Below are 18,863 nucleotides of genomic sequence, written 5' to 3' on the forward strand. Positions count from 1 at the left end.
CATTCATTTTGAATCCGTCGTCCTATCTTGGCAACGCATACCCAATTTGCGTTGGACATAAACTTTCTTCTTGAAAGTCTTTATGTTGGGAATCTGGAACTAAAATTGAAAAAAGCTTGATACTAGCGTATTTTTACTTCAGTCATCGACTGTCAATATATTAAAAATGCCTAAGACAATTCATTATGTCTTAGGCTCGTTTTTTTATTCGAAGTGATAATCTTCTTTAACTTTTCTAAAGCTTGAAGCTAAGCGTGTCACATTAACAATAAATGAGATAAATGATGTGAATTTACGGAATTTACGTGGGGATCTCATAGAAACTATAAAATCGAACACAGTACCCGCTGTGCTAAGTGCTAGTGATAGATAAACTAGATTTTTATTTTTGGCACTATATTTAATTCCATTATATCCATCCACAATAAATCCTGCTGTACTTACTAAACTAGATAAGCGTGAAAGTTTTGATTGTTTTGCCATCATACAAGACCTCCATAAAAATAAAAAACAAATCTGAATGTTATATTACTCATTAAGAATTTGTTCTAAACTTTGTTTTAATGTATGTTAATATCATACTAAATTAAATTATTTTTTTGAAGTGAGAATGTTTTAATAAGGATGAATAGAATGATTAAATGTGTATGTTTAGTGGAAGAAACAGAGGACCAAATTTTACTGGTACAAGTTCGTCACAGAGAAAAATATTATTTTCCTGGTGGGAAAATTGATGAAGGTGAGACGCTTTTAGAAGCTATTCAAAGGGAAATTGAAGAAGAACTACAACTTCATTTTTCTCAAGAAGATTTTACATATATTGGAAAAGTGATTGGTGAAGCCTATCCTCAACCAAATACTTTGACCGAATTAAATGGATTTAAAGTTAATCAACGTATTAATTGGAATGACGTTCAAATTGATAATGAAGTTACTGATATTCGCTGGTTCAATAAATCCGATACACAATATATCGCACCAGCTGTCATTAAGTGGATCGAAACATTTTCAATATAAATATTGAATAAATAAAATAGTGACATTTGATGCTTTCAATCATTAAATGCCACTGTTTGGTCTTTACTATTCTATTTCTTCGTTTAAGGATGAAGTAGTAGTGTGGTCATCTGTTTGTTTAAGTTGATGATATTTAATTAACCGAGCACTAACCCAAGCCGTGATAGGAATACTTAACGCGACTGCAATGCCACCTAGTAAGATGGAGATAAACTCTTGAGCAAAAATTTTAGAATTTAAAATATGCCCAAATGAATAATGAAGTTGAAAAAACCAAAAGAATAATGTTAATTGTCCACCAAAATAAGCTAAATAAATTGTATTAGCGGAAGTAGCAAGAATTTCTCTGCCAACACGTATACCAGATTGAAATAATTCTTTACGAGAAAGATCAGGGTTTGTTTCATTCAACTCATACATTGGTGAACTTATTGTAATCGTTAAATCTATTACAGCAGCGATGACAGCCAACATAATAGTAAAAACAGAAAATTGTAGCATATTAATATCAATATTCATTGAAAATATATAGGTTTCATCTTGTTGTTCTGTAGCAAAACCTTGTAGATGTCCAAATTTTACAGATAAATAGACACCTATGATAAGAAGGACGGTTGTTACTATAGTTCCGATAAATGCGGCTTGTGTTTTAATATTGTAACTATTTAAAATAAAGAGGTTACAAGCAGCAATTACAAGACAAAAGGTAAAGGCTACAAGATAGATTGGCATGCCAAACAGAATGAAAACAATACTAATAATAAGAATAATAAAATTTAAAAATAAAGTGAGATAGGAGATGAGTCCTTTTTTACCGCCAAGCAAAATCATTAAAATAAAAAGTAATAGTGCGAGTAAAAAAATTGTAGTCATCGGCTTACTCCTTTCCACTTAAATATAGTGACCATAAGTCCTATTGTTATAGGAATGGTCAATACAATACCGATACCACCAGTCAGTGCACGTGTAATTTCTAGAGACCAGTTCATAGATATAGTGTAAGTAAATGTATTCGCATTTTTTAAGTAAATTAATACCATGGCTAGACTACCTGATAAATATGAAAATAATAAAATATTGGTCATGGTGCCCATAATATCTTGGCCAATATGACGTCCAGCTAAAGCCCAACGAGACATTGAAATGTTAGGCGTACGCTGGAGAATTTCGTACATTCCACTAGAAATTGTAATTGCTACATCCATTACCGCTCCTAATGTTCCTATAAGAACAGAAGACATAAAGACATCTTTTGGAGGTAGCGTTAAAAAACTCATTGTTTCATATTTGATTCCATTACCACCTGTAAATTGAATTAATAATTCAGTCATCCCTACACATAAAAATGTTCCAGATAAAGTAGCAATTATCGTAACCCAAGTTCGTTTTTGCCAGCCAGTTACTAATACTAATGTAATAATAGTTGATAAAATAATGGCTATACTCATTAATAAAAATAAATTTGTACCTGAAAAAGTATTATGAATGACTATTGAAACAATAATAAACGCGGTGTTAAATAGTAGAGATAGAATTGATTGTAACCCTACATTTTTGCCTACAATTAAAAGTGTCACGATAAATACGCCTACAATCGCCACAGTAAGGCCATCGCGTTTTTTTTCTAGAATAGTAGCATCAGATGGACTTTTTTGTATATGTAACAATACTTTTTCATTTTTAGAAAATTGCTCTGAATCTGCTTGAGATGTTACAAAATGATTATTAACAGTTGTGATATCGTTTTTATATTTACCGTTTAGAATGCGTATAGTTAATCGTTGATTATATGTTGTGTCAGTATTATGATGCTCGTCTGTGACTTTTTGACCATGACTTGTTTCGACATTCGTGATTTTACCAATAGGTATTTGATAAAATGAAGCATTAAAAAATGTAAAAATAAATAATCCAATCATTATTAAAGTAACAATAATAATTAGACGATGAGTGTTTTTAATTTTAGGTATGTGAAGTCTCTTTATATTCATTAAATATAATCCTCTTTTTAATTATATAATTTACCCCTTTATCGCAATAAAGTGATTATACGCGTGTTCAAAATGATATTCAATTCATATGTTATGGGTTAGTGTTCGTTACAAGACCTAGTGATATGTTGAAACCTTACTTAGCAATGTTTGAATGAGATGAAATAGATTAAAGATATCTACTTTTTTATTGTCTTTTTTAAATACCACACAAAATGAACGTTTTAATTCTGTATGTGCTAAAGAGATATCCTCTACTTGTTCAGATGAATGATCCAACGATATATAATCAGGTAAGAGTAGATGGCCACGACGTTGTTTTAATAGATACTGACCAAGAGACGTTGTACCTAGTGTGTATATAGGTACTTTAATTACAGATTCTAATCGTTTTTTAATAGAATCAGGCAAAACGTGAAGTGTATATAAAGGATTTTTTTCAAATTGTTTAAGCTGTGTTAAGGGTGGATTAAATGTTAAGGCAATAGCATCGTCTTTAGGTACATATAAGTGATATGTTTCTTCATATAAAGATGTAATTGAAAAAGTTGAGTTTGCTTGTAGTTCAGGTGTATTCTCAACAATAGCTATATCAATTTTTCCTGAATTTAAATAGTCTACTATCTGAGTATGATTCATTAAACTAGGTATAATGTGACTATCGTATTCTCTTTCAAACGTTTGAATAATAGGCGTAATCATATGAGAAGCATAGCTTTCTTCAAAACCTAAATTGATATGATGAGCGTTTTTAAGTTGTTCTTGTTGAAAAAGAGCCACTGTTTCATCAAGTTGTTCTAGTATGTGAGTTGCTTGTGTGAGTAACGCTTTACCGTGCGAAGTAAGATATATATTGCGACCTTGTCTATCAAATAATGGAACTTGTAATTCTTTTTCAAGTAAATTGATTTGGCGACTAATTGCAGATTGAGCAATATTAAGTTCCAATGCAGCTTCAGAAATATGTTCACGGCGAGCGACTTCAACAAAGTATCGTAATTGTTTAATTTCCATATTTTACCTCCTTAATATAAGTATATCGTAAAACGTTCTAATTATTAGAATGATATCATCTATTTAATATATTGTTCAGATAAATATTTTACATTATATTAATTGTTATTAACAGTAAATTTTCTGAAAATTCTCAAAAGGAGTGGGCATCGTGTTTAAAGATAAACTAAAAAGAGGATTATATGATTACCGTGAGGAACATGATGCATGTGGAATCGGTTTTTATGCCAATATGGATAATTTAAGATCTCACGATATTATTGAAAAGTCATTAGAAATGTTGCGTAGATTAGACCATCGAGGCGGTATTGGAGCTGATGGTATTACTGGTGATGGCGCAGGAATTATGACAGAAATTCCCTTCGAATTTTTTAAAAAACATACTCATTTCGACTTACCTAATGAAGGCGAATATGCGGTAGGTCTTTTTTTCTCTAATCAAAAAGTTTTAGATACACAGCATGAAATTGTATTTAATCAATACTTTAACGATGAAGGATTGAAAGTAATTGGTTATAGAGATGTACCTGTAGACACACAAGCATTAGCAGAACATGTTGCTTCTACAATGCCTTATGTACAACAAGTATTTGTAGATTTAAACCAACACGAAACGCCTGTTAAACAGCTTTATTTAGCACGTAAACAAATTGAACAATATGCAGAACGCGAACATTTAGAATTATATTTTACAAGTTTGTCTCATAAAACGATTGTCTATAAAGGGTGGTTACGTTCAGATCAAATCAAGACGTTATACCTAGACTTAAATAATGAGGATTATCAATCAAAATTAGGACTTGTTCATTCTAGATTTAGTACGAATACGTTCCCTAGTTGGAAACGTGCACATCCTAACCGACTTCTTATGCATAACGGAGAAATTAATACGATTAAAGGTAATGTTAATTGGATGCGTGCCCGTCAACGTCAACTGATTAATACTTTATTTGGTCATGAAAGTGAAAAAATTCAAAATATTGTTGATGAAGATGGAAGCGACTCAGCTATTGTAGATAACGCGTTGGAGTTTTTAAGTTTAGCAATGGAGCCTGAAGAAGCGGCGATGTTACTTATACCAGAACCATGGTTATATAATAAATCCAATGATGAACATGTACGTGCATTTTATGAATTTTATAGCTATTTAATGGAACCTTGGGATGGCCCAACAATGATTTCATTCTGTAATGGCGATAAAATTGGCGCATTAACTGATCGAAATGGATTACGACCAGGACGCTATACAATCACTAAAGATAATTTTATTGTTTTCTCATCTGAAGTAGGTGTGATTGATGTACCAGAAGAAAACGTTGCGTTTAAAGGACAATTGAATCCTGGGAAATTATTGCTCGTTGATTTTAACTCTAATAAAGTCATCGAAAATAACGAACTTAAAACTCATATTGCACATAAATATCCTTATAAAGATTGGATTGATCAATACAAGATTGATTTAGAATTAGACGAAGTTCAATATCAACGTCAATTATTAGATGAAGCAACACTGTTTAAAGTACAAAAGCAGTTTGGCTACACTAAGGAAGATATTCATAAATATATGACAGATTTGGTGGTAGGAAAAAAAGATCCTATTGGTGCAATGGGGTATGATGCACCGCTCGCAGTACTCAATGAAAGACCAGAATCATTATTTAACTATTTTAAACAACTGTTTGCTCAAGTAACGAATCCACCTATCGATGCTTATCGTGAAAAGATTGTAACAAGTGAGTTATCTTATCTAGGTAGTGAAGGAAATTTACTTCATCCAGCACCGAATGTCTTAGATCGTATACAACTTACTAAACCAGTTCTTACATTAAATCAATTAGATAAAATTGAACAAAGTAAGTTTAACGTGAAACATTTATCGACCCTGTATCAAGATATTTCACTCGAAGAAGCTCTAAATCATATAGGAGAAGAAGCGGTTCAAGCTACAAAAGAAGGTTATACAATTTTAGTGTTAGATGATAGTGCACTAATCAATACAACTCAGTCGTTACATTATGCTATGCCAATGTTATTAGCTGTAAGTCATATTCATCAATTACTTATTAAAGAAGACTTACGTATGAGTACAAGTATTGTTGCTTTATCAGGTGAAACACGTGAAGTGCATCATGTTGCTTGTTTACTTGGATATGGTGCTAATGCAGTCATTCCATACTTAGCACAACAAACGATTGCTCATTTAACTGATAGTCACCATCTTGAAGGTTCAATTTCTGAAAATGTTGAAACATATACAAATGTTTTATCAGAAGGCGTTATTAAAGTTATGGCTAAAATGGGTATTTCTACCGTTCAAAGTTATCAAGGCGCACAAATATTTGAAGCAGTAGGCTTATCTCAAAATGTTATTGATACTTACTTTACAGGGACGCAATCTAAATTATCAGGATTAAGTATTGAACAAATTGATGAAGAAAATAGAAAACGTCAAAGTAATGAAGAAGAATATCTAGCTTCTGGTAGTAATTTCCAATGGCGTCAACAAGGGCAACATCATGTATTTAATCCAACAACGATTCATTTATTACAACATGCCTGTCGTGAAAATGATTACGAGCAATTTAAAACATTTACTAATGCTGTGCATGACAATAGACACGACCATTTACGTGATTTACTAGAATTTAAATCTCAATCATCAATTCCTATTGAGCAAGTAGAATCTGTAGAATCAATTGTAAGACGCTTTAACACAGGTGCTATGAGTTATGGTTCTATTTCTGAGGAAGCACATCAAACTTTAGCAAAAGCGATGAATAAATTAGGAGGAAAAAGTAATAGCGGTGAAGGAGGAGAAAATCCTAAACGATATGTCATTCAAGAAGATGGCAGTTATTTATCAAGTGCGATTAAACAAGTTGCATCAGGACGATTTGGTGTAACTAGTGAGTATTTACAACACGCTAAAGAATTACAAATTAAAGTAGCTCAAGGTGCAAAACCTGGTGAAGGTGGACAACTTCCTGGCACTAAAGTATATCCTTGGATTGCTGAAACACGTGGATCTACACCAGGTATTGGGCTTATTTCTCCACCACCACACCATGATATTTATTCAATTGAAGATTTAGCGCAATTGATTCACGATTTGAAAAATGCAAATAAGGATGCTGATATTGCTGTTAAACTCGTATCTAAAACAGGTATAGGAACGATTGCTTCAGGGGTAGCTAAAGCATTTGCAGATAAAATTGTAGTCAGTGGTTATGACGGTGGTACGGGTGCATCTCCTAAAACAAGTATTCAACATGCCGGATTACCATGGGAACTTGGTTTAGCAGAAACACATCAAACATTAAAGTTAAATGATTTACGTAGTCGTGTACGTTTAGAAACAGACGGTAAGTTATTAACAGGTAGAGATGTAGCATTAGCGTGTGCATTAGGAGCAGAAGAATTTGGTTTTGCAACTGCACCTCTTGTTGTTCTCGGGTGTATTATGATGAGAGTGTGTCATAATGATACTTGTCCAGTAGGAATAGCAACACAAAATAAAGATTTACGTGCGCTTTATAGAGGTAAAGCGGATCACGTTGTCAATTTTATGCATTTCATCGCTGAAGAATTAAGAGAAGTTCTCGCAGAACTTGGCTTGAAAACAGTCGAAGAACTAGTAGGACGTACGGACTTATTACAACGTTCTCGTCATATTAATCCTAAATCTAAAGCTGCATCACTTGATATTGAGAAATTACTTCATGCAGTTGATGGACCGAACACAAAAGAAATAGCTCAAAATCATCATTTAGATATTGGATTCGATTTAAATTATTTATATAAAGAGGCAAAACAAAGTATTGAAAATGGGGAAACATTTAAAGGACAATATACAATTAATAACACTCAACGAAATGTTGGTGTAATTACGGGTAGTTATATTACGAAGCAACATGGTAGTAAAGGTTTACCTGAAGAAACGATTATTGCGGAAACGATGGGCCATGCTGGGCAAAGTTTAGGTGCATTTGCTCCTAAAGGACTATTAATACATCATACTGGAGATGCCAATGACTATGTAGGGAAAGGATTATCTGGTGGAACAGTCGTTGTGAAAGCACCAAAGCATGCTCGTGAAAATGAAATTATTGCAGGTAATGTATGCTTCTATGGAGCCTCTAGTGGTAAAGCCTATATTAATGGCAGTGCTGGAGAACGTTTCTGTATTCGTAATAGTGGTGTTGATGTAGTTGTTGAAGGAATTGGAGATCATGGTTTGGAATATATGACAGGTGGACACGTGGTTATACTTGGTGATGTTGGCAAAAACTTTGGCCAAGGTATGAGTGGTGGAGTAAGTTACATCTTCCCAAGTGATATCGAAGCATTTAAAAAAGCGAATCAACTTTCAACATTAGCATTTAAACGTGTGCAACATGATGAAGAAAAGCACTTACTTAAATCAATGTTAGAAGAACATTATCGTTATACAGAAAGTACAAAAGCTAAAGATATCTTAAATCAATTTGAAAATGTCACTGAACATGTCATAAAAGTAATTCCAAAAGATTATGAATTAATGATGCAAAAAATTGAGTTACAACGTCGTCATTTATCAGAAGATAACGAAGCAAAATTAGCTGCATTTTATGATCATCGCACATCGATTGAAAAAGACTTGCAACCAGCTGTGATTTATTAAAGAAAGGAAGGAAAAGTTATGGGTGAGTTTAAAGGGTTTATGAAATATGAGAAACAATCATTAGCAGAATTGTCACTCATTGAACGTTTAGAAGGACACGAAGCATTCCAACAACGATTTTCTAGAGAAGAAGCCTCTGTTCAAGGGGCAAGATGTATGGATTGTGGAACGCCATTTTGTCAAACTGGACTTCCTTTCGGACGAGAAACAATTGGTTGTCCAATAGGAAATTATATACCTGAATGGAATGATTTAGTTTATCATCAAGACTTTAAAGAAGCATACGAACGTCTAAGTGAGACAAATAATTTTCCTGAATTTACAGGACGTATTTGTCCTGCACCATGCGAGCAATCATGTGTTATGAAAATTAATCGTGATTCTGTAGCAATTAAAGGCATCGAACGCACGATTATTGATGAAGCTTATGACAATGGATGGGTAAAACCAAAATATCCAAAAGAACACAAAGACCAGAGCGTGGCAATTGTTGGAAGCGGTCCTGCAGGATTAGCAGCGGCGGAAGAATTAAATCATGTAGGCTATCAAGTTACTGTCTTTGAAAGAGCAGCTGAACCAGGTGGTTTATTAATGTATGGTATTCCAAATATGAAGTTAGACAAAACTGTGGTTCGACGTAGAATTGAAATCATGCGTGAGGCAGGTATTACTTTTAAGACAAATACTAATATCGGTGTAGATATAACACGTGATGAATTAGAAGAACAATTTGATGCGATTATATTATGTACTGGTGCTCAAAAAGCACGCGACTTACCTTTAGAAGGTAGAATGGGACAAGGTATTCATTTTGCTATGGATTACCTTACTGAGCAAATGCAAGTTTTAAATGGTGAGATTGAAGAAGCTTCAATTACGGCTAAAGATAAAAATGTAATTGTTATAGGAGCAGGGGATACTGGAGCAGACTGCGTAGCAACTGCTTTACGCGAAAATTGTAAATCTATTGTACAGTTTAACAAGTATACAAAAGCACCAGAAGAGATTACATTTGAAAGTAACACGTCTTGGCCTTTAGCGTTACCTGTATTTAAAATGGATTATGCTCATAAAGAATATGAAGCACGATTTGGAAGAGAACCTCGTGCATATGGTGTTCAAACTATGCGATATGATGTAGATACAATGGGTAATATTCGCGGCGTTTATACCCAAATTTTAGAAGAAACACCTGAAGGTATGGTAGTGGTTGATGGTACAGAAAGACACTGGCCAGCAGATTTAGTATTATTATCAATTGGATTTGAAGGAACTGAAACAACAGTACCACGATCATTTGATATTAAAACCAAACAAAATAAAATTGTAGCAAATGAGCAGGATTACCGTACAAATCAAGAAAAGGTATTTGCTGCAGGAGATGCACGTCGTGGACAAAGTTTAGTTGTGTGGGCAATTAAAGAAGGCCGAGCTGTAGCTAAATCAGTAGATCAATATCTCAAACAAAAAGTTTTAGCATAATAATATAAAAAGATTGACTTCCAATGAATAATATTATATGATGATTATTGTGTTCATTGGAGGAATACCCAAGTCCGGCTGAAGGGATCGGTCTTGAAAACCGACAGGGCCTTAACGGGCCGCGGGGGTTCGAATCCCTCTTCCTCCGCCATTATCATTAAAATCCAAGACTAATCAATATAAAGAAGATAAGCACTCAGTAACTTACTGAGTGCTTATTTTTATGTACTAAATTTTTAAAAAATTAAATTATTTAATGAAAGCCTTTACACAACTTGTCTAGACAAGTTATACTTTGTTTAAGTTAGAAACAAAGGAGTGGACATCGTGAGTGTAAAAAGAAAAGATGTACAAGATATTGTTCAAGCAATAGGTGGAAAAGAAAACGTAGATACTGCTACTCATTGTGTAACGCGATTACGATTAGTTTTGAAAGATGATAATAAAGTAGATAAGGAAGCTTTATCTAATAATACGCTTGTTAAAGGCCAATTTAAAGCTGACAATCAATATCAAATTGTTATTGGTCCTGGTACAGTAGATGAAGTGTATAAACAGTTTGTAAATGAAACCGGTGTAGAAACTGCATCTAAAGATGAAGCAAAAACTGCCGCTGCAAAAAAAGGGAACCCATTACAACGATTAGTAAAATTATTAGGAGATATTTTTATTCCAATTTTGCCAGCACTAGTAACAGCTGGTTTACTTATGGGGATTAATAATCTTTTAACTATGGAACATTTATTTGGTCCTAAGGCCTTAGTGGAACAACATCATCAATTAGGTGATATTTCTAATATTATTAATGTCATAGCTAGTACAGCATTTATCTTTTTACCAGCTTTAATTGGTTGGAGTAGTATGAAAGTCTTTGGAGGTAGTCCAATTTTAGGATTAGTGTTGGGGTTGATATTAATGCATCCTCAACTTGTTTCACAATATGATATAGCTAAGGGCCAAATTCCTACATGGAATTTATTTGGTTTAGAAATTAAACAACTAAATTACCAAGGGCAAGTCCTTCCGGTACTTATCGCGGCTTATGTACTTTCTTTAATTGAAAAAGCACTTAATAAAGTCGTGCATGATTCAATTAAGATGCTTGTAGTAGGGCCTGTGGCATTATTAATTACAGGATTCCTATCATTTATTATTATTGGGCCTATAGCATTAGGTATCGGAACAGCGATTACAGGTGCTATACAATTTATTTTTGAACATGCGGGTTGGTTAGGGGGCGCAATTTATGGTTTCTTCTATGCACCACTTGTTATTACTGGATTACACCATATGTTCTTAGCAGTGGATTTTCAATTGATGGGCAGTTCTTTAAAGGGAACTTATTTATGGCCCATTGTAGCCATTTCTAATATTTGTCAAGGATCAGCTGCATTTGGTGCATGGTTAATTTATAAACGTCGAAAAATGGCAAAAGAAGAAGGATTAGCATTAACATCTGGCGTTTCTGCTTTCTTAGGTGTCACTGAACCAGCTATGTTTGGAGTGAATTTACCTTTAAAAGTACCGTTTTTTGCTGCTATTTGTACATCGGGTATTTTAGGGGCAGTCATTGGAGCAAACCGAGTACTTGGTAATGTAGGGGTAGGAGGCGTTCCAGCTTTTATTTCAATCCAAAGTAAATATTGGTATATTTATATACCTGTTATCCTATTAGCAATGATTTTGCCAGCAGTATTAACGGTGGTTTTTTCTAAATTCACTAAAGTTAAAGCTAAAGAAATGATAGAAAATCAGAATGATATAAAATGAGACTTAAGAACTTTCATTATAAGATGTGAATAATTAATTATTTTGAAGAATATATTTTTAGATAAAGGTGGCATTCATATGATTCAAAACGATTGGAGAAAATCAGTAGTGTATCAAATTTACCCTAAATCTTTTAATGATACGACTGGAAACGGTAAAGGAGATTTGAATGGTATTATTGAAAAATTAGATTACATAAAGTATTTAGGCGTGGACTATATTTGGCTAACACCTATTTATGAATCTCCAATGAATGATAATGGTTACGATATCAGTGATTATTTTAAAATTAATGAAGAGTTTGGAACGTTAGATGATTTTAAAAAATTGATTTATGAAGCACATCGTCGAGACTTAAAAGTTATGCTAGACATTGTAATTAATCATACGTCTACGGAACATCATTGGTTTAAGGAAGCAATTCGTTCAAAAGATAATCCTTATCGAGATTTTTATTTTTTCAAATCATCAGCAGATGGACCACCAACAAATTGGCAATCTAAATTTGGTGGAAATGCTTGGAAATATGATGAGAAATCAGATGAATACTATCTACACTTATTTGATGTGACACAAGCTGATTTGAATTGGGATAATGAAAAAGTAAGACAAGCACTTTATGAAATGGTAAATTATTGGATTCAATTTGGCGTTGATGGCTTCCGTTTTGACGTAATAAATCTTATTTCTAAAGATGAATTTAAAAATTCGGAAGCTATCGGAAAAGAATTTTACACTGATGGCCCCCGTGTTCACCAATATTTACATGAACTCAACCGTCATACTTTTGGAAATAGAAATATGATGACAGTAGGTGAGATGTCTTCAACGACGATTGACAATTGTATTAAATATACACGTCCTGAGCGTCAAGAGTTGAATAGTGTATTTAATTTTCATCATTTAAAAGTGGATTATAAAGATGGTGAAAAGTGGACAAATGAAAAATATGATTTTCTTAAATTAAAGAAAATTTTAATGGAATGGCAAGTAGGTATCCATAATGGTGGTGGCTGGAATGCTATTTTTTGGTGTAATCATGACCAACCAAGAGTAGTATCACGATTTGGCGATGATACAAATGAATTGAATCGTCAAGCAAGCGCAAAAATGTTAGCTATTGCGTTACATATGTTACAAGGGACACCCTATATTTATCAAGGTGAAGAAATTGGCATGACTGACCCTCATTATACATCAATACAAAAATATAGAGATGTCGAATCTCTTAATGCGTATACACATCTAAAAGAAGAAGGAATACCAGAAGAAGAAATCTTGACCATTTTATCCCAAAAATCGCGTGATAATTCACGCACTCCTATACAATGGAATCAAAATGAAAATGCGGGGTTTACATCTGGTACGCCATGGATAGATTTACCTAATAATATAGATGCGATTAATGTTGAAGATGCTATAAGTAATAAAGATTCAGTTTTACATGTATACCGTCAACTTATTAAGTTACGTCATCATTATGATATTATTACTTATGGAGATATTGAACCATTGTATATGGATCATCCACAATTGTTTATTTATCGTCGCAACTATAAAAATGATTCTTGGTTAATTATTGCTAACTTTTCAAATGAAACTGTTAGGATTCCAGATGATCTTGATATAGTAGGAGATATTATTATTCAAAGTGGTACAATTCTTGACAATAAGATTTCACCATATGGTGCGATAGTTATTAGTAAGTCATATTAAATGATAGGGTGAAAAATTAAAAATGGGTCAACAAAAATTTGCAGTAATTTATGAAAAATTAAAAAAAGATATTTCTGAGGGAATATACTTACATGGTGAACAACTACCGTCAGAACGTGAGCTTGTAGAAACGTATCACTCATCTCGAGAAACGGTAAGAAAAGCACTTGAATTACTTGCAAATGATGGGATGATTCAAAAAATTAAAGGAAAAGGATCGATAGTTATTCAACAAGATATCACTGAATTTCCTTTTTCAGATTTAATTAGCTTTAAAGAAGTTAAAGAAAAGTTAAACTTAACTCATGAAACACATGTACTTGTAAATGAAATAATAAAGGCGTCTGATGTTCCTTTAGTGAAAGAACAATTGTGTTTAAGAAATAACGATTTATTATGTCATGTAGTAAGAAGTAGAAGTGTGGATGGAAAAGTTAAAATATTAGATGAAGATTATTTTCTAACATCATTAGTTCCTAAAATATCTAATGAGATAGCTAGAAAGTCTATTTATGATTATTTAGAAAAAGAACTTCATTTAAATATTAGCTATTCCAATAAATCAATTACATTTGAACCATTTAAGGATTTTGAATATCAAGTGTTTGGTAAAGTGCACCATCCATATACAGCGACAGTAAGAAGTACCGTTTTTCTTAAAGATACGACGCGATTTCAATATAATGTTTCAAAGCATTTAGCGACAGAGTTTAAGTTTAATGAATTTTCTCGTCGACAAAATAAATAGTAATATTTTTGAATTTGTTTTTAACTTGAATGATTTATAAATAAATATATTATTTTACTTGCAACGTTAATACGTTTTATAGTATTATAAAACTTACCGTGCTAGGTGGGGAGGTAGCGGTTCCCTGTACTCGAAATCCGCTTTATGCGAGACTTAATTCCTTCGTTGAGGGTGTACTTTTGTGAAGTCTGCCCGAAGCACGAGGTGTTTGAAGATTTCGGTCCTATGCAATATGAACCCATGAATCATGTCAGGTCCTGACGGAAGCAGCATTAAGTGGACACTCATATGTGCCGTAGGGTAGCCGAGATTTAGCTATCGACTTCGGTAACGTTTATGATGTACATTCGATTCGAAGGTGCACGGTTATTTAATTTAAAATTAATCATTTCTATAAATAGATATACGTTACGAGTGACTTTAATTTAAAGTCACTCCTTTTTTATATAAACTATAGAAGAACTTAGAATACAGATAAAGACTCTTAAATCATTTAAATAAGTTGGCATCGAACAACTATAAACATCATACTTATATACAGATATTCAAAATAAGCATTTTGAGAAAAAATGCCCTAAATTATTTTTATAATGAGGGTCATGGGTGTATACACTGATACATTCACTTACTTCATTTAACAGAAATATGATTAGGAACATATTAATATAGGGGGAAGTTATGCAAGTTTATTTAAGTACTTTAACTGAAATGGATTATATCGAGACTTTAGAAAAACTTGAACAACATTATACTAATAACGAAGGTTTAGATGGTAAATCACATAGTAAAATAATTTCTAATTTAAGAAAACAACCTACATATAATTATGAATTAGAAGTTATTGCCAAAAAAGAAGATGGGGACATTATAGGGCACATCATGCTAAATGAAGTGAATCTCATTGATAATGAAGATACATTTAAAGTATTACAATTATCTTCTTTGATTGTAGCAACACCTTATCGAAACCAAGGTATAGGAAAAGCTTTAGTACAAGCTGTAGAAGAGCGTGCGAAAGCTCATCATTATACTGCTATTATTGTAGATGGTTGTCCTGATTATTTTACAACGTTAGGTTATGCATCAGCGGCGCAACATCATATTATATCGAAAAATGATGATAAGCCTCTTTATGTGAAATTCTTGTGGAATCAATTAAGTGAATATCCACATGGGAAACTAGAACCGATATCATAGAAGTATAAAAAATTAATATATCAAAGATATGGCATGATATAATTGATAAGTAATTGTATTGGAGGTGCGACTGTGAACTATCAAGCTTTATATCGAATGTTTAGACCTCAAAGTTTTAGTGATGTTGTAGGTCAAGAACATGTCACTAAAACTTTGAGAAATGCTATTTCAAAAGGAAAGCAATCTCATGCATATATTTTTAGTGGGCCAAGAGGAACTGGTAAAACAAGTATAGCTAAAGTGTTTGCTAAAGCTATTAACTGTTTAAATCCCCATGATGGTGAACCTTGTAATGAGTGTGCAATATGTAAAGGCATTACACAAGGAACAAATGGTGACGTTATTGAAATTGATGCTGCTAGTAATAACGGTGTTGATGAAATTAGAAATATTAGAGATAAAGTTAAATACGCACCTAGTGAATCAAAATATAAAGTTTATATTATAGATGAAGTTCATATGCTTACAACAGGTGCTTTTAATGCTTTATTAAAAACATTAGAAGAACCCCCAGCACACGCTATTTTTATTTTAGCAACAACAGAACCGCATAAAATACCACCTACGATTATTTCACGTGCACAACGTTTTGATTTTAAAGCGATTAGTACGGAACAGATTGTGGAACGATTACGTTTTGTTGCACAAGAACAATCACTAGATTATGAGGAAGCGGCATTAGAATTTATTGCTAAAGCATCAGAAGGTGGTATGCGTGATGCATTAAGCATTATGGACCAAGCAATTGCTTTTGGAGATGAGCATCTTACATTACAAGATGTATTAGACGTAACGGGTAGTGTAGATGAAGCGTCGCTTAATGAATTGTTTAACGATATCGTTAATGGAAATGTAAAAGAAGCATTTTCTCGTTATCATCACTTTGTATCTGAAGGTAAAGAAGTAAATAGACTTATTAATGATATGATTTATTTCGTAAGAGATACAATTATGAATAAAACCATCAATGAACAAACAAGTTACGATGCCTTAACTCAATTTGATTTAGAAACGTTATATTATATGATAGATATTATAAATGATACGCTCGTTTCTATTAGATTTAGTGTGAATCAGAATGTACACTTTGAAGTGTTATTAGTTAAATTAGCTGAAATGGTAAAAACAAATCCTACGAAAGTAGAAAATGTAGCAACAACTCCTGTTGCTACAGAACCTAATAATGAAGTGTTATTACAAAGAATGGAACAACTTGAAAATGAGATAAAAACTCTAAAAGCACAAGGTATTTCACAGAGTAATAACAAGCACACACAAACAAACACACATTCTAGAAGTAAACGTCAAAGTAAAGCAGCATTTTCTATGACTCAGATAGCTAAAGTGTTAGATGAAGCAAATAAAGAAGATATTCAACTACTCAAAGAACATTGGCAAGAAGTCATTGATTATGCTAAAAGTAATGATAAAAAATCTTTAGTCAGCTTATTGCAAAACTCAATTCCAGTAGCAGCAAGTAGAAAACGTGTATTAATTCAATTTGATGAAGAAATACATTGTGAAATTGTTAATAAAGATGAAGAAAAAAGGAAAAACATTGAAAACGTCGTTTGTAATATCATAGATAAAAATGTTGAAGTAGTAGGTGTCCCTTCAGATCAATGGATGAGAGTAAGAAGCGAGTATATTAATCATAGAAAACAAAATGATCATCATTCTTTTGAAAGTACAAAAGATAATACTAAAGAGGAAACGTCTGATATCGTTCAAAAAGCGAAAGATTTATTTGGTGAAGATACTGTGAATATTATAGATGAATAATAAAATAGGTCAGTTTGTTTACAAAGTAAGTTGAATGAGTCATACATGACAATAAATATAAACGTATGTATAATAAAATATAAATTATAATAAAATTAATGTGAAAATTTAAGGAGGAAATGAATTATGCGCGGTGGCGGAAATATGCAACAAATGATGAAACAAATGCAAAAAATGCAAAAGAAAATGGCACAAGAACAAGAAAAACTTAAAGACGAACGTATTGTAGGAACAGCTGGTGGCGGTATGGTTGCTGTAACTGTAACTGGTCATAAAGAAGTTGTAGATGTAGAAATTAAAGAAGAAGCAGTAGATCCAGATGATATCGAAATGTTACAAGATTTAGTTTTAGCTGCAACAAATGAAGCAATGAATAAAGCAGATAATTTAACACAAGAACGATTAGGTAAACATACTCAAGGCTTAAATATTCCAGGAATGTAGGTTAAGTATGCATTATCCTGAACCGATTTCAAAACTTATAGATAGTTTTATGAAACTGCCAGGCATTGGTCCCAAGACGGCTCAACGTCTGGCTTTTTATACATTAGACATGAAAGAAGACGATGTCGTAAAATTTGCTAAAGCCTTAGTAGATGTTAAGCGAGAACTTACCTATTGTAGTATTTGCGGTCATATTACTGAAAAAGATCCGTGTTACATTTGTGAAGATAAACAAAGGGATCGTTCAATTATTTGTGTGGTTGAAGATGATAAAGATGTTATTGCAATGGAAAAAATGAGAGAGTATAAAGGCCTTTATCATGTATTACATGGATCTATCTCTCCAATGGATGGTATAGGACCTGAAGATATCAATATACCTACACTTATTGATAGATTAAAAGATGAAGAAGTTAAAGAACTTATATTAGCTATGAATCCAAACTTAGAAGGTGAATCGACCGCCATGTATATTTCAAGACTTGTAAAACCTATTGGAATAAAGGTAACACGCCTTGCACAAGGGTTATCAGTTGGTGGCGATTTAGAGTATGCTGATGAAGTAACGCTTTCTAAAGCAATTGCTGGTAGAACCGAAATGTAAATTTTTATATGCTATTTATAGTAGATTAGTATTGAATAACGAGGATATTTTACCTTCAACAATACTAAATCACACTGTAAATAGCTTTTTTTAAAATTATTTTAAAAAAATGTAAATTTTTAAAAGTTTGTTTTATAGGAGAAGAGCAATGTAAAAAAAGCTATAAACTGAAACAAAACATACTTAATATTAACTATTAACAAATTATTTTATATAATGTTCGTATTTTGTGGATTAGACTCTATCTCTTACCTTTTGTAGTGTAATTTTTACCATTGTACATTTGGAAGAAACCCTGTATAGTATGTATTTGTTGAGCGAAACAAATCAACGAACATTAAAAACACAAAAAAATTAATTAAAAAAAGTTGTTGACTTTCATATCGATAGCGAGTATAATTAATTCTTGTGTTGAAGAAAATGAACATTGAAAACTGA

The 18,863-nt window shown here is 32.6% G+C and carries 14 protein-coding genes, 1 tRNA gene and 1 other RNA gene; 12 read left to right on the forward strand and 4 right to left on the reverse strand.

Features of this window, described 5'->3' with window-relative positions:
• Positions 1 to 204 precede the first annotated feature (204 nt).
• Complete coding sequence (locus HMPREF2881_RS00460; RefSeq protein WP_002454515.1) at positions 205 to 483, reverse strand: hypothetical protein; 279 nt, start codon at positions 481 to 483, stop codon at positions 205 to 207.
• 150 nt (positions 484 to 633) lie between these two features.
• Here HMPREF2881_RS00460 and HMPREF2881_RS00465 point away from each other — a divergent pair, with 150 nt between their 5' ends.
• Positions 634 to 1,017 carry an NUDIX hydrolase gene (locus tag HMPREF2881_RS00465; RefSeq protein WP_002448000.1) on the forward strand — a complete coding sequence of 128 codons (384 nt, stop codon included), beginning with the start codon at positions 634 to 636 and terminating at the stop codon, positions 1,015 to 1,017.
• A gap of 66 nt (positions 1,018 to 1,083) precedes the next feature.
• Here the strand turns inward: HMPREF2881_RS00465 and HMPREF2881_RS00470 are convergent, their stop codons facing one another.
• From HMPREF2881_RS00470 to gltC, 3 genes are all read right to left on the reverse strand, one after another.
• A complete protein-coding gene (locus HMPREF2881_RS00470) occupies positions 1,084 to 1,890 on the reverse strand; it encodes a YibE/F family protein (protein WP_002488096.1) in 807 nt (268 codons plus the stop codon).
• The gene (locus tag HMPREF2881_RS00475; RefSeq protein WP_002454512.1) at positions 1,887 to 3,008 is read right to left on the reverse strand and encodes a YibE/F family protein; all 1,122 of its coding nucleotides are present in this window, start codon (positions 3,006 to 3,008) and stop codon (positions 1,887 to 1,889) included. The genes HMPREF2881_RS00470 and HMPREF2881_RS00475 overlap by 4 nt, the downstream gene beginning before the upstream one ends.
• A 117-nt stretch (positions 3,009 to 3,125) precedes the next feature.
• A complete protein-coding gene (gene gltC, locus HMPREF2881_RS00480; RefSeq protein WP_002454511.1) occupies positions 3,126 to 4,022 on the reverse strand; it encodes a glutamate biosynthesis transcriptional regulator GltC in 897 nt (298 codons plus the stop codon).
• A 151-nt stretch (positions 4,023 to 4,173) separates the two neighbouring features.
• Between gltC and gltB the strand changes: the two genes are divergently transcribed.
• The 11 genes from gltB to recR all read left to right on the forward strand — a co-directional run bounded on the left by gltB (position 4,174) and on the right by recR (position 18,425).
• Positions 4,174 to 8,682 carry a glutamate synthase large subunit gene (gene gltB, locus HMPREF2881_RS00485; RefSeq protein WP_002488101.1) on the forward strand — a complete coding sequence of 1,503 codons (4,509 nt, stop codon included), beginning with the start codon at positions 4,174 to 4,176 and terminating at the stop codon, positions 8,680 to 8,682.
• 18 nt (positions 8,683 to 8,700) lie between these two features.
• Positions 8,701 to 10,164, forward strand: coding sequence for a glutamate synthase subunit beta (locus HMPREF2881_RS00490; RefSeq protein WP_002488119.1), 1,464 nt, complete (start codon positions 8,701 to 8,703; stop codon positions 10,162 to 10,164).
• A 58-nt stretch (positions 10,165 to 10,222) separates the two neighbouring features.
• Positions 10,223 to 10,315, forward strand: a tRNA-Ser gene (locus HMPREF2881_RS00495).
• A gap of 176 nt (positions 10,316 to 10,491) precedes the next feature.
• A complete protein-coding gene (gene treP, locus HMPREF2881_RS00500) occupies positions 10,492 to 11,934 on the forward strand; it encodes a PTS system trehalose-specific EIIBC component (protein WP_002488110.1) in 1,443 nt (480 codons plus the stop codon).
• A gap of 78 nt (positions 11,935 to 12,012) precedes the next feature.
• Positions 12,013 to 13,650 carry an alpha,alpha-phosphotrehalase gene (gene treC / locus HMPREF2881_RS00505; RefSeq protein ID WP_002454507.1) on the forward strand — a complete coding sequence of 546 codons (1,638 nt, stop codon included), beginning with the start codon at positions 12,013 to 12,015 and terminating at the stop codon, positions 13,648 to 13,650.
• A gap of 22 nt (positions 13,651 to 13,672) precedes the next feature.
• On the forward strand, positions 13,673 to 14,398 hold the full coding sequence (treR, locus tag HMPREF2881_RS00510) for a trehalose operon repressor (protein ID WP_002447948.1): 726 nt from the start codon (positions 13,673 to 13,675) through the stop codon (positions 14,396 to 14,398).
• 96 nt (positions 14,399 to 14,494) lie between these two features.
• An RNA gene (gene ffs / locus HMPREF2881_RS00515) (signal recognition particle sRNA large type) lies at positions 14,495 to 14,764 on the forward strand.
• Between the two features lie 312 nt (positions 14,765 to 15,076).
• Complete coding sequence (locus HMPREF2881_RS00520; RefSeq protein ID WP_002488094.1) at positions 15,077 to 15,595, forward strand: GNAT family N-acetyltransferase; 519 nt, start codon at positions 15,077 to 15,079, stop codon at positions 15,593 to 15,595.
• Positions 15,596 to 15,667: 72 nt separating this feature from the next.
• Positions 15,668 to 17,377 (forward strand): DNA polymerase III subunit gamma/tau, encoded by a 1,710-nt coding sequence (gene dnaX / locus HMPREF2881_RS00525; RefSeq protein ID WP_070653587.1) that lies wholly within the window; start codon positions 15,668 to 15,670, stop codon positions 17,375 to 17,377.
• A gap of 126 nt (positions 17,378 to 17,503) precedes the next feature.
• A complete protein-coding gene (locus HMPREF2881_RS00530; RefSeq protein ID WP_002447964.1) occupies positions 17,504 to 17,821 on the forward strand; it encodes a YbaB/EbfC family nucleoid-associated protein in 318 nt (105 codons plus the stop codon).
• Positions 17,822 to 17,828: 7 nt separating this feature from the next.
• A complete protein-coding gene (recR, locus tag HMPREF2881_RS00535; RefSeq protein ID WP_002447967.1) occupies positions 17,829 to 18,425 on the forward strand; it encodes a recombination mediator RecR in 597 nt (198 codons plus the stop codon).
• The last annotated feature ends 438 nt before the right edge of the window (positions 18,426 to 18,863 follow it).

Source organism: Staphylococcus sp. HMSC057A08, assembly GCF_001812925.1.
In the GTDB taxonomy this organism is placed as follows: domain Bacteria; phylum Bacillota; class Bacilli; order Staphylococcales; family Staphylococcaceae; genus Staphylococcus; species Staphylococcus hominis.